Raw genomic sequence first — 12,294 nt, 5'->3', positions numbered from 1 at the left:
CCCGGCGTCCGCGCGACCGGGAGGTGCGGCCGCGGCCACCCCTTGAACGCGGCGGCAGCGGCGCACAACGGCCCTCAGGGCCGACCCGGCGTCCGCGCGACCGGGAGGTGCGGCCGCGGCCACCCCTTGAACGCGGCGGTGCCGGCGTGCAGCGGCGTTCAGGGCCGGCCCGGTGTCTGCGGGACCGGGGGGTGCGGCTGCGGCCGGCCGCCCCGGGCCCGCAGTTCCTCGTTGATGCGCTGGGCCTCTTCGAGCTGGTCCTCGAGGATGACGATGCGGCAGGCCGCCTCGACGGGAGTGCCCTGATCGACGAGCTCACGGGCGCGGGCGGCGATACGCAACTGATAGCGGGAGTAACGGCGGTGGCCACCCTCGGAACGCAACGGGGTGATCAGACGGTGCTCGCCCAGGGCGCGGAGGAAGGCGGGGGTGGTGCCGAGCATCTCGGCAGCCCGGCCCATGGTGTAGGCGGGATAATCATCGTCATCGAGACTGTCGACAAGACGGGTACTGCGAGGGGGCATAGACCTCTTCTTCCCTGGGGGCACGTCGGGGGGCCCGGCACGCCGTACAGGCGCACCGGGCCCCGAGCTTTCAACACCATCTACCGGCCAACCATGCCGGCCTTCTGTGTCCGCATACTCCGCCCGCCAGAGCGGACGTGCGGGGATCGCGACTGCGTGACCGGGGACCACCTTCCAATCCGGGGTCTTGCCGTACCCGGGCCGACGATTCCCACGCCCGGGCGATCCTGATGGCGTTCTCGCTCCTTTACCTCGGCTACACGGTTGCACTACGTCAAACACCGCGGGCACCGCACACGAACCACTCTCCCGGTCCGCGTCCAAGTCCGCGTCCTGCATGATCGTCCCGCACGGCAGTTCATGTCTGCCGCGCCCACCACGACTTCCTGAATACAACAGAAACACTAACCCCGCCCACGGCCGATGTCTACTACGACCACGACAGATTTCCTCCACCCCGACGAGAGGCCGGCAAGCCTGCCGCGACCCGGGGCCGGGGCTCGGCGTCGGATGACGTGACTGGGGGCTCATCGCCGGACAGGAACCCGTGCCGGAGGCTGCCGGCGGCTGCCGAGGGGCTCGCCGCCGGACGACCGCACGTGACGCCCGGGCCTGCCGGCATCGAGGCGCCAAGGCGCGGCAGCAGCCGGCCCGGGGGGGCCGTACACATGACGTACCGACACCACCCAACCGACGTGCCAGGGGCCTTCTATCGCCCCCATGCCGGGCCGGTGACCTGGCCGCGCTGGCTGCGGCCCTCACCCGCGGCTACCGGATCGAGTTGGTGCAGTGGCCATGAGCGCTCCGGCCGGCGCATTACACACGCTTCGCCTCGCGACAGGGACAGCACAGCCCCAGGCGGCATCCCGCCCACCCAGGTCATCACGATCGCTCCATGCAGCACTCGCCGGACAGCTGCTCACACCGGCGCGGTAGCCGGCGACTCGAGCAGGCAGCCGGCAGCAGAGCACCTCTCTTCCCCCACGGACGGCACCGACCCGCCCCCGGGTTCACTGCCGGTCCGTCACGGTGCCCGCTTCAACCGCCCCAGATCAGCACACGCACTCGACCTGAGACTGACACAGGCCGCCGTCCACGGGCATCCCGTGCCAGCACTCGACACCGGCATCACCGCGCTGGTCACTCCCCGCGGCAAAGGCATCCACCACCTCCTGCCGGCCACCCCGACCACCCAGACCATCCACGGCACCAACCCGCCGCCCTAAGACGTCGTTTCTTATGGCGTGCTCGTTCGTTGAACCGTGCATGACGGATCTGGTTGAGCGATTGGTGCCTGACGAGTTATGGGTGCTGTTCCGGCGGGTGGTGCCGCCAACGGAGGTGAGACGCCCACAGGGTGGTGGTCGGCGACGGGCCGGGGATCGCGAGACCTTGGCGGCGATCATTTTCGTGGCCACGTCGGGCTGCACATGGCGGCAGCTGCCGCCGGTGTTCGGCCCTGCCTGGCCCACCGTCTATCGGCGCTTCGCTCAGTGGAGCCGGGATCGGGTCTGGGCCAGGCTCCACCAGGTCGTCCTGGACGAGCTCGGTGCCAGAGGCGATCTGGACTGGTCGCGGTGTGCGATCGACTCCGTCAGCGTGCGGGCGGCAAAAGGGGGCCACTGACCGGACCGAATCCGACCGACCGCGGCAAGCCGGGATCGAAAATCCACCTGATCACAAACCGGAATGGACTGCCATTGTCGCTGGGCATCTCCGGCGCCAACATGCACGACAGTCTCGGTCTGAAGCCGCTGGTCCGCGGGATCCCGCCCATCCGTTCCCATCGCGGTCCGCGTCGCCGGCGTCCCGCCAAGCTCCATGCCGACAAGGGATACGACTACGACCACCTGCGGCGATGGCTGCGCAAGAGGGGCATCCGCCACCGGATCGCTCGCAAAGGCATCGAGTCCTCGACACGCCTGGGCCGTCATAGCTGGGTCGTCGAGAGAACCGTGTCCTGGCTCGCCGGATGCCGACGCCTGCACCGCCGCTACGAGCGCAAGGCCGAGCACTTCCTCGCTTTCGTCGGCATAGCTGCCGCCCTCATCGGCTATCGCCGACTCAGCAGCTGAGCGGGCCCAAGCCTGCTCTGTCGATGGCAGCCCGTAAGGTGCGCGCAACGTCTCCAAGGAGGAGGGTCCGTGGGATTTTCGGGTCACCTGGTCTTTGCCCGTAGCAAGCGTCCGTTGCTGGAAGCACCCGTGTTCAACAGCATCAGCCAGGAGCTGAAGGACACCGTGCATGCGTGGTGGCCGCGACCGGGTGGTTGGCAAACCCTCCAGTTCGATCATGGACTATGGGAGGACGGCTACCTGTCCGCCCTGGTCGGATGGACCGGCGCACCGGCCTGCGTCGCAGACGTCTCTGATAGCGACATCGCCTTCGTGAGCGGCCTGGGAACCAACGGGCAGCATTGGCAGGCGTGGCTCAACCTGGATAACGCTGCGGCACTCCTCACCGAGGAACCAGAGGACCTGGACGACGCGAGCCTGTGGGTGGGCACACCCGCGTTCAACGAGGCGGTGAGGCACAAACGCGCGGAGCTCGACGTGAATGTTCCAGCCGACGCTGAAGGCGCCATCGTTTGGGCTGCAGCGGCTGGCATCCCAGCCACAGCGCAGCAGCCCCGGATCGAAGAGCTACTGCGCTCGCGGGAGACCTTTGCGGAAGACCTATTCAGCGCGCTGCTGGACGAGTTGGGCTTTCCCCAGGCCGCCCAGCCCTCACCGGAGCCATAAGAAACGGCGTCTAAGCCCTGTCCGCCGAAAGTGGCTGGTTGTGACTGTGTGGCTCGTGCTTCTATGCCGGAGTGAACATCGAAAGCTCCGCAGTGCCTGATCAGAGGCCGAGCCGTTGGATCCGGCAGAGGGCTGATGGTGACGTTGAGGAGTGCGTGCGGATCCTCGCGGAGGTCCATGCGCGCGACGGCTATCCGGTGAACTGGCCCGATCAGCCGGGCGAGTGGCTCTCACGCGGTCCCCTGCTGGGCTCCTGGGTCGCCGAACTCGAAGGCGGCCTGGTGGGGCATGTCAGTTTGTCGCAAGGCGGCGAAGACGATCTGGCCCCGATGTTGTGGAGCGAGCGGAACGGGACGACGGGAGGTATGACCGCCGTGGTCAGCAGGTTGTTCGTCGCGCCGCGTGCAAGGGGACACCGGATCGGTGCACTGCTGATCGGCCGAGCAGTGGAGGAAGCGCGGCGTCGTGGCCTGCACCCGGTGCTCGACGTCGTCGCATCCGACACCGCGGCGGCAGCCCTGTATGAGCGGCTGGGCTGGGAACTGATGGCCATAGTCGAGCAGCAGTGGAGTCCGCACCAAACCGTCGCCGTCCGCTGTTACACGGCACCATCATGGCGCGGCCGGACATAGCCACTCCTTGACGGCCGCGACGAGGACGGTCACCTCCAAGGGACCGTGCCGCTGCGGGTGAGGAGCGGCACGGCCTCACACGTAGACGAGTGTGAAGCGCTGAGAGGCAGACCCGTCGCAGGCATCGCCCTCGATCCTGGCACCGTCGCTGACGCCCGTCACGGTCCAGCGGAGCCCCACGGACAACGACCTGAACCCGAAGCCCGACTGACCGTTCTCGGCGAAGTACGTGAACCGCTGATGAAAGGAACCCTCCCTGCACTCCTGCTGGATAATCGGCCAGGTGATCCCGTTACCCCCGGACGCGCCATAAATGGTCAGGCACTTGTCCACGAACGTCCTGATCTCGTGGGTCGGGTTCGCGACGCCATCGTTCATGCTCTTGAAACGCTGAGCGGGAAGATTCTGGCACCGGTTCTGTTCAAGCGAAGCGCCGTCGCTGGTGCTCTGGTTCCTGATGGTCAGGCACTTGCCCGTGGACGTCTTGATCTGAACGAGATGATAGGCCGGGGACGCCTGCGCGGGCCGAGCAACTCCGATCACGCAGGCAAGGACTGCCGCTGCGCTGGCTACGGCTTCTGTCGGCCGTCGCAGGAACCTCATCATGGTGCCGATCACGTGGCCTCTTCTCCTTCGTGGGGGCGCGCCAGCTCGCACACTCGCCGATGGGCGGTGCCGCTAAGACTTCCCCGTGCAAAGCGTGAGGAAAGGGCAGACCACGCGGTGTGGCCGATACCCAGCGCACCTGCCACCCCTGCGGGTGACTGGACTGATCGGATCCGGCCACGCACCCACATCATTCGCGGAACACGCGGTCCCTCCAGGTGGGCGACAGGAGGACTGCAGAACGACGTCGACCGCGTGCCATGCGCTTCCACTCGGGACCATCCCCACGGACGCGGGGAATACGTCCTGCGCCAGGACGCGGAGGTGGTCGCACTGGGACCATCCCTTCGGGCGCGGGGAGCAGCTCGTTCGTGTTGTCGAAGGGCCATCCCCACGGGCGCGGGGAGCGGGACGTGGACCCGGCTATCGGAAACATCATCGCGGGATCATCCCTGCGGATGCAGGGAGCAGGGCCGTTCGCCCGGCATCCACGGGTAGACGTAGGGACCAATCCCGCAAGGCAAGGAGTACTTCGCAGCGAGGCGATCGCGCCGGCCGCGGGTCCGTCCCTCCCTACCCGCAGGCGCGGGGACCACTCCACCTGCCGTCATGGCAGGTTCCGTACGTATGTCTCAGCTTCGCGGCTGGGAGGTCCATCCCCTGATCTCGTCCGCGACCTCGCGAACGTCAAGCCCGTCCCGTGCGATCCGCTCGGCCAGGTCCGCCGCCTGCTTGTGATCCACCGTCACCATCGCGCCGGACGCCGACAGATACGCGGCCGCAACGATCGCACCGAACAGCTCGTTGGCGTACTCCAGTGCGGGCACGCGGATCAGCTGGTGCATGAGCGCGGCCGCACGGTGGTGGACCTGCGCGTACACCGGCCGGTCCATCACCTTGTCGGCGTGCCGGGCCACCGCGGCCTGAAGCGTGCCGAAGTCCTGGACGTCCGGGTCACCGGGGACGCTGCGGTGCGCGAGATCCAGCAGCCAGGCACGGTCGATGTGCAGGATCACGCAGCCCGCCCGCGCGTCTCGTCCTTCGCCTCCGGGGCCGGGTGGCCGAACCGCTCGGCGAAGTGCGGGCCCCACTCCTGCGCGAAGTGCTCGGCCGCACCGAGGAACCGGTGCCGCACGTCGTTACCCTCGTCAGCCAGCACCCGACGGGCGTACTCGGACACATCCATGCCGGCGGCCGCCGCCCGCTCCGCAATCACGTCGTACTCGTCCTGATCCACACGGACATTAATCTGCTTCTTTCCCATACCCACCAGCGTAGCTGCCCGTACACCCCGCTACAGCCGATTCAACTCAACCTCGTAACGACAACGTTCAGCACCGAGGGACAGTCACACCACTCAGGGACCGTCCCCGCGGGCGCGGTAGCACGGACGCGACCTCCCCAAGGCCCTCAATCCGTGCTGGGGACCATCCCCGCGGGCGCGGGGAGCACGCGGGCGGCCAGGTGCGGATCAGCTCCTTCATGGGACCATCCCCGCAGGCGCGGGGAGCACCCGGGCGGCGCTTCACCGCGGCATTGAACGCGGGCACATCCCCGCGGGCGCGGGGAGCAGGATAGGCCTGGGGCTCCGAGCGGCCCTTGCCGTCAGCGCCGGCGGAGCTTCTCGGACCAGTTCCGGAGTTGGTTCTCTAGGACCAGGTTGTCACCGCGGGCCACCGTCTGCAGCAGCTGGGCACACACGGTCGCTTCGGCGGCGAGGCCGGCCTGGCTGCCCAGGATCGGAAAGACATACCGGACGCGGGCCGCGGCGTCCGGCTGAAGGAGCGTGTAGGCGTAGAGCGTGGCGGCGTCGACCCCTTCCGGCGCGCGGCCCCAGCCCTCCCAGTCCAAGAGTCGCAGGGGCTCGGTGAGGTTTGCCCAGTGCACGTCGGAGTGGGCGGTGGTCCAGCAGGTGACGGCGGGCGCCGGGATTCCTACGAACTGGGGGATCGCCCGGTCCATGTACTGCTGGCGTACGGCGACCCGCCGCGGCACGAGACTGGCTGCTGCGGACGGCGCGGGCGGCCGACCGGTCGGCGCAACTGACCCGCGGCGCCACTCGCGGCGCCCGGGCGCTGGTGCCTGCCGCGCTGGCCCACGCACTTGATGCCGCGGGCCGGCCGCAGGCCGTCGAAGCGGGGGAAGTCGTCGGAGACATGACACCGCCGGGACGCCAAGCACGGACGCTGACCGTGCTGGCCCGGGTCCACTTACGCACTGGTGCCGCCGAGCACGCCACATGGCTGGCCGAACAGGCGGAGGTGGCCGCTCACTTGGTCACGCGCCCGCTCGAGCTCGCCCGGTCGCTGGTCGCATTGGCGCGGGCACTGGTCGACACCGGGTACGGCGAGCGGGCCGGACAGGCCGCCGGCGCCGTCGTCCGGCTCACGGCCGTCATGACTGATCCGGCGGGCGAGCACGAGGAGCAGATTTCGGAATTCGCTGAGGTGGGGTGGTGGCTCGCCTGCGGGGCGATGGCCGAACAGGCCGGGCTGGTGATCGCCAACGCCGAGGCGGTGGCAAGCCGCATCGCGGACCCGGTGGGACAGGCCGAGGCACTCGTCGCCCTCGTGCACGTGCTGAGTGCGGCCGGGCTGTCCGGCCAGGCGGCGGACGTAGCCGACCAGGTGGTCGGACAGGCATGCGTGTTCTCCCGTGCCGCCCGGCAGATTCACCACGTGCAGGGCCAGTTGTTGACGGAGATGGCGTGCGCCCTCAGCGCAGCCGGCCAGCCGGCACGGGCCCGGGATGTCGCCGCCTTGATCAGCCACTTCCCTAGCCGCCGGACGGCTCTCGCCCAGCTCGAGAGGGCGCCCCGCGGCCCCGAAGCAGCCTCAGCCAGCCCCCCCCGGAGGCAGCGCTCGCCGGGAGCGCTCCCGAGACCCGGCGGGCGGCGGGCCAGGCGTACGGTGTGGCGGTGCGGGGCGAGTACGGGCGGGGCGCCGAGCTCGTGGCCGGTCTCCTGGCGACCGGCCGGCTCACCGCCGCCGTCCCCGCGCTCGCTCCGGTCGACCGCGAGGCTGTCCGTGTGGCTGCCGATGACCTGCTCGCCAGCGTCGACCGGGTCCTCGCGTGAGTGGTCACCCGTCTGCCCCAGCCTGTAGGTCATGCCCTGAGTGATGTGTGGCTCACCTACTGAAGACATGCCTCGACCGATCGCTCCCTGGTCTGCGTGCAGCGGTCCCGTCGCGCCATGGGACCGCTGCGCGCGTGCCGGGGAGCGGTCAGTCAAGTGGGAACCAGTAGTCCAGCGGCGAGATGAGCCCGTGCTGGTGGAGGTAGTAGGCCAGCATGTGGCTCACCGGTACTTGGAGTGCGGCCGCAGCGACAGCGAACCACCAGGCGAGGTTCCACTCGCGGAGCCTGCGCGTGAAGCGCTGTCCGGGAAGGGACGGGGGGTAGGGCGGAAGAGGCGGCGGGGCCGGCCTCGCCGTCACCGGCGACGCCGCCCCGTCCGCCAACGCCTCGGCGGTCAGGGCGAGTACGACGGTCGAGCCAGCGGGGACGGCCCCGGCCGGTACGACAACGATCAGTACGGTCGGGACGGATGCCGAGGACGCTTGGCGGGCGGCCGGTTCGGCCTCGGGTGCGAGGTGCACGGGTACGTCGGGCATAGCGGTCTCCTGCAAGATCAGCCAGCAGCGGACTGCAGCCGGCGGAAGGCCAAGGAGGCCGTTTACAAGGGGTTTCCATCGATCGGCTCACCGTCCCGTGCGCTGACGACTAGGCTGGTCAGCCACGAGTTTGAGGACTTTTCCGACGATCTCGAACCTTGCAAGCCGTACGCGGTGAAAGGACCGGCGATGGGGCACGCGGAGCGGTTACGGGCGGAGCTAGACGCCCTCTACAAGGCGGCGGGCTCGCCGACGTTGGCCAGCATGGCGAGCCTGGGCGCGAGGCAGCTGCCGCCCGTCAAAGTCTCCCTCTCGTCCATCGCCGGGTGGCTGAAGGGGCCGGCCGTGCCAAGCGCTGGCGCGTACACCCGCTACTTCCTGGCGCTCGTGCACGACCTCCAGAGCAACGCCAAGGAGGCCGAGTCGGACTACGCCCCGCAGTCCCCGCAGTACTGGGAGACGCTGCTGGTTCAGGCACGGAAGGAACGCAACGCCGCGCGTGGCGGACGCCCTCCGAGCGCTCCGGCCAATCACGTGCTGGCACCAGCCCCGATGACGCTGCCGCAGGCCCCGGCAGTGTTCACCGGCCGAGCGGACGAAATCAACCAGGTGTTGGAGTGGTTGCAGCCCCAGGACGGCGCCGGTGAGCAGAGCGAGGAGGCGGCGGCCATTGTGGTGTCGTCCGTTTCCGGCATGGGCGGCGTCGGCAAGACGGCGCTGGCCTTGCACGCGGCCCATCAGGCCCGGGCCCGGGGCTGGTTCCCGGGCGGGACCCTTTTCGCGGACCTGCGCGGGTACGGCGACGAACCGGTTGGCGCCGCCGAGACGGCCGATCAGATGCTGCGTGCCCTGGGGGTGAAGACCAGGAACCTGCCGCCCACGCCTGACGGGAAGATCGACGCCTGGCGGCAGAAGCTGGCGGAGCTCGCGGCACAGGACCGGCCGCTGCTGGTGGTCCTGGACAACGTGCGCGACCCCGCGCAGGCCGGCGCTCTGCTGCCCGGCACGCCCCACCGGGCCCTGCTCACCTCGCGGCACCGGCTCTCGGCGATACCCATGCGCCTGATCGAACTCAAGCCGCTGAGCGCCGCGGACGCCGTAGCGTTGCTGGACCGGGCCCTGCGCGCCGGCGGCACGGGAGACGACCGCGTCACCACCCAGCCCGAAGCGGCGCTGGAGATCGTGCAGCTGTGCGGCTTCCTGCCGCTTGCCCTACGGATCATCGGCGCACTGCTACGGGACGAGCCGGCCCGGCCGCTGGCGGCCCAGGCCAGGGAACTGGCGGACGAACGGATGCGCCTGGACGCGCTGGACTACGGCAGCGCGGATGCGAATGGGCAGCCGCTAGCCATTCGGGCCTCGTTCGAGCTGTCGTACCGGCACCTCGACCAGGATGCGCCGCGCGCATTCCGGCTGCTGGGCGCGGCTCCTGGGTCGGACTTGTCCACCGCTTCGGCAGCCAAGCTGTTCGACCGGGGCCTGACGCAGGCCCGGCGGCTCCTGGCCGGCCTGGCCCGAGCCCACTTGGTCGAGCAGACGGCGCCGGGTGGGGCCGACCAGGAGGCTGCATACGGCGAACGCTGGTCCATGCACGACCTCGTACGGCTCTTTGCGGACGAGCGCGGGCGCGACCTTGCCGCGAAAGACGGCCGGGACGCGGCGGTGGCGCGCCTTCTCGACCACTACCTCGCTATCGCTCAGGCCGCCGACACCCACCTGCAGACGACGCCAGGCTGGCCCCTCCCGGATGACTTCACCGACCGCGGTCAGGCGTTGGAGTGGCTGGAGGCCGAACGGGGCAATCTCGTCTCCGCCGCCACGGCAGCCCCTGCACATCACGCCGCGGCAACAGGACTGGCACTGGCTCTTGGTACGTTCTTCGACCTGCGCCGCCATACCAACGACTGGATCAATCTCAGCACTGCCGCCGTTGCCATCTGCCGTGAGGCCGACGACCGTCACAACGAGAGGGCAGCGCTCGACGGTCTAGGGCGTGCCCTGATCCGTGCAGGCAGGTTCAAGGAAGCTGTCGACGTCTTCTCAGTGATTCTCGATCTCTGCCGTGAGGCCGGAGACCGCCACGTAGAAGCCATAACGTTGAGTAATCTCGGACAGGCTCTGGCATTCCTGGAGAAATTCGTGGATGCCGCGAAGGTCCTCACCGACGCCGCTGCTCTTTTCGCGGAAGTAGGAGACAGTCTGGGCGGGGCCAGGGTAATGGGGATCTTAGGGCCAATCCAGACTACGTTGGGCGCACCCGAGCAAAGTATCGACTATTTGACCGAGGCCGTTGCCTACTGGAGAGAGATAGGAGACCGCCACGCCGAGGGCGTAACGTTGGTCAACCTCGGAATGGCGCTGGTCGGCGCGCGCAAGTTCGAGGAGGGAGTCAAGGCCCACACTGATGCAGTTGCCCTCTTCCGTGAGCACGACGACCTCCATGGGGAGGCAGATGCTCTGAACAACCGCGGGGCCGCATGGCTCGCGATGCGGGAATTCGACAAGGCTGCCGACGCTTTTCTTGACGCTGCTCGCCTCTCCAAAAAGATTGGATATATTAAATGCGAGGCCATGGCGCTGGCCAACTTCGGACAACTGCTGTGCAAAAAGGGGAGATTCGACAAGGCTGTCACTCCGCTAACCACCGCTGCCAGCCTCTTCCGGGAAACCGGAGACCGCAGCAGTGCGGCCTCTACGCTGAATTCCCTCGGCCAAGCCCTCGTCCAAGAGGGAAGGTTCGACGAGGCTGCTGAAGTTGGTACCCAGGATGCGTCGCTCTGCCGGGAGCTGGGCGACCGCCACGGCGAAGGCATCGCTTGGAAGAATGTCGGGCTTAGCCTGTGTCAGGTACGCAAGTTCGACGAGGCCATTAAGGCTCTTTCTGCCGCTGCCGCCATCTTTCGAGAGACTGGCGATCGGCGCCGCGAAGCCGAAGTACGAGACCGAGCAGCACAGGCCCGCGCCTCCAGAAGGCGGCCCAGTTAGCTGCCACCCCAATCCTCAGTCACTGAGCCTTTTCCATCTCGATCAGGTGGCGAGTTCGAGTGCGACGACGGCACGGACGACGGCGGTGATCCGGGTGGTGTTGCAGCGGAGTTTTCTGANCGCCGAGACTGCGGATTTTGGCGTGATCGCGGTTGTGACGACGACGCCAGCCGCGTAGGTTCTTGCCCCGGAGCGGGACGCGGACAGCAGGGCCTGCGCCCTGATACGCCGTGTCAGCACAGCACTTGATGTCATCAGCGGCGAGAGCGGCGGGAATGCCGTGGGTCCGGGCCGCGGTCAGATCGTGCACGGCTCCGGGTAGCACGTGCGAGGCCCGGATCAGACGGCCGGCCTGGATCCGTGAGGACCTGCATGTTCATCCCTTGGTGCTTCTTCTTCCCCGAGTAGTACGGCCTGTCGGCGGCGATGCGGTCGATTGGCAGCACGGTGCCGTCGAGGANTGAGGACCTGCATGTTCATCCCTTGGTGCTTCTTCTTCCCCGAGTAGTACGGCCTGTCGGCGGCGATGCGGTCGATTGGCAGCACGGTGCCGTCGAGGATCACGTACGCCTTCTTCCGCACCGTCGTCATGGCCTGCTCCAGCGTGGCCGCGAGAGCGGCCAGGAGGTCGACGGCCTCGCGTCTGTACCGGTGGACCGTCGCGATCCCGACGCGGAAACCTGCTGCGAGGCGGGCGTAGGTGTCGCCGCAGCGCAGGTGGGCCAGGACGAGCACGGCCTGCCGACCACAGGTCAGGCGCCGCCACCGGGAGCCGATCCGACGACGGTGGCCTGCGAGGAGACCGGATAGGTGCTTCAGAGTGCGGCTGGACAGATCGATACCGGATGGTCGAAAACCCATCTACCAGGGGCTTCACCCTGTTGTCAGCCCAACGGCTTACTGCTGATGCAGGTTGAAGAGGCTCAATGTCAGTGCCGTGCTGTTCACTTGGCCGCGTGGACGCCTCCGCTCTGCGCGCCCGTCTGAACGACGCCTGGCGCGCGCCCGAATTGCACTGCCCGCTGCCCACTCATGGGGCAGGGCATGTCTGTGTGTCCAGTGACGCGGAGGATCTGGCCGAGCTGGAACGCGTCGCTGCGGACGTGATTGGCGGGGCGAGTCTGCCCGTACGTGCGTGGGTCGTGGGGGGTACGGCGGCAGGGGTGCCCGACGGTCCGCCGGTGGGCGGGGA

General features: G+C 68.5%; 12 protein-coding genes and 1 pseudogene. 5 read left to right on the top strand and 8 right to left on the bottom strand.

What is annotated here, in order from left to right; translation table 11 throughout:
* Positions 1-158 precede the first annotated feature (158 nt).
* Positions 159-524, bottom strand: coding sequence for a MerR family transcriptional regulator (locus tag V7E45_RS34320; RefSeq protein ID WP_333778159.1), 366 nt, complete (start codon positions 522-524; stop codon positions 159-161).
* A 1,266-nt stretch (positions 525-1,790) separates the two neighbouring features.
* Here V7E45_RS34320 and V7E45_RS34315 point away from each other — a divergent pair.
* The 3 genes from V7E45_RS34315 (at position 1,791) to V7E45_RS34305 (ending at position 3,897) form a co-directional block, all read left to right on the top strand.
* Positions 1,791-2,599, top strand: a protein-coding gene (locus tag V7E45_RS34315) for an IS5 family transposase (protein WP_333778158.1) whose coding sequence is annotated in 2 segments (ribosomal slippage) — positions 1,791-2,138 and positions 2,141-2,599 — 807 coding nt in all. Because the reading frame shifts where the segments join, the coding sequence is not laid out codon by codon here.
* A gap of 69 nt (positions 2,600-2,668) precedes the next feature.
* On the top strand, positions 2,669-3,265 hold the full coding sequence (locus tag V7E45_RS34310; protein ID WP_333778157.1) for a hypothetical protein: 597 nt from the start codon (positions 2,669-2,671) through the stop codon (positions 3,263-3,265).
* A 155-nt stretch (positions 3,266-3,420) separates the two neighbouring features.
* Positions 3,421-3,897 carry a GNAT family N-acetyltransferase gene (locus V7E45_RS34305; protein ID WP_333778156.1) on the top strand — a complete coding sequence of 159 codons (477 nt, stop codon included), beginning with the start codon at positions 3,421-3,423 and terminating at the stop codon, positions 3,895-3,897.
* A 75-nt stretch (positions 3,898-3,972) separates the two neighbouring features.
* On the opposite strand, the gene V7E45_RS34300 is transcribed toward V7E45_RS34305, so the two are convergent.
* From V7E45_RS34300 to V7E45_RS34280, 5 genes are all read right to left on the bottom strand, one after another.
* On the bottom strand, positions 3,973-4,515 hold the full coding sequence (locus tag V7E45_RS34300; protein WP_333778155.1) for an RICIN domain-containing protein: 543 nt from the start codon (positions 4,513-4,515) through the stop codon (positions 3,973-3,975).
* 620 nt (positions 4,516-5,135) lie between these two features.
* Positions 5,136-5,519 carry a fic family toxin-antitoxin system, toxin component gene (locus tag V7E45_RS34295; protein WP_333778154.1) on the bottom strand — a complete coding sequence of 128 codons (384 nt, stop codon included), beginning with the start codon at positions 5,517-5,519 and terminating at the stop codon, positions 5,136-5,138.
* Positions 5,516-5,767, bottom strand: a complete 252-nt coding sequence (locus V7E45_RS34290) for a plasmid mobilization protein (RefSeq protein ID WP_333778153.1) — start codon at positions 5,765-5,767, stop codon at positions 5,516-5,518. The genes V7E45_RS34295 and V7E45_RS34290 overlap by 4 nt, the downstream gene beginning before the upstream one ends.
* A 341-nt stretch (positions 5,768-6,108) precedes the next feature.
* Positions 6,109-6,498, bottom strand: a complete 390-nt coding sequence (locus tag V7E45_RS34285) for a hypothetical protein (RefSeq protein ID WP_333778152.1) — start codon at positions 6,496-6,498, stop codon at positions 6,109-6,111.
* Between the two features lie 215 nt (positions 6,499-6,713).
* Complete coding sequence (locus tag V7E45_RS34280; RefSeq protein WP_333778151.1) at positions 6,714-7,274, bottom strand: hypothetical protein; 561 nt, start codon at positions 7,272-7,274, stop codon at positions 6,714-6,716.
* A 146-nt stretch (positions 7,275-7,420) separates the two neighbouring features.
* On the opposite strand from V7E45_RS34280, the gene V7E45_RS34275 reads away from it, so the two are divergent.
* The gene (locus V7E45_RS34275; protein ID WP_333778150.1) at positions 7,421-7,579 is read left to right on the top strand and encodes a hypothetical protein; all 159 of its coding nucleotides are present in this window, start codon (positions 7,421-7,423) and stop codon (positions 7,577-7,579) included.
* A 148-nt stretch (positions 7,580-7,727) separates the two neighbouring features.
* Here V7E45_RS34275 and V7E45_RS34270 read toward each other — a convergent pair whose 3' ends face one another.
* Positions 7,728-8,117: a hypothetical protein gene (locus tag V7E45_RS34270; RefSeq protein WP_333778149.1), complete on the bottom strand. Its 390-nt coding sequence runs from the start codon at positions 8,115-8,117 to the stop codon at positions 7,728-7,730.
* A gap of 189 nt (positions 8,118-8,306) precedes the next feature.
* On the opposite strand from V7E45_RS34270, the gene V7E45_RS34265 reads away from it, so the two are divergent.
* Positions 8,307-11,102: a tetratricopeptide repeat protein gene (locus tag V7E45_RS34265; RefSeq protein WP_333778148.1), complete on the top strand. Its 2,796-nt coding sequence runs from the start codon at positions 8,307-8,309 to the stop codon at positions 11,100-11,102.
* Between the two features lie 42 nt (positions 11,103-11,144).
* On the opposite strand, the pseudogene V7E45_RS40775 reads toward V7E45_RS34265, so the two are convergent.
* A pseudogene (locus V7E45_RS40775) lies at positions 11,145-11,963 on the bottom strand (transposase family protein).
* Positions 11,964-12,294 lie beyond the last annotated feature (331 nt).

This window comes from Streptomyces sp. IBSBF 3136 (assembly GCF_036815105.1).
Lineage (GTDB): Bacteria > Actinomycetota > Actinomycetes > Streptomycetales > Streptomycetaceae > Streptomyces.
This window is presented reverse-complemented; position numbering and strand designations above follow the sequence as displayed.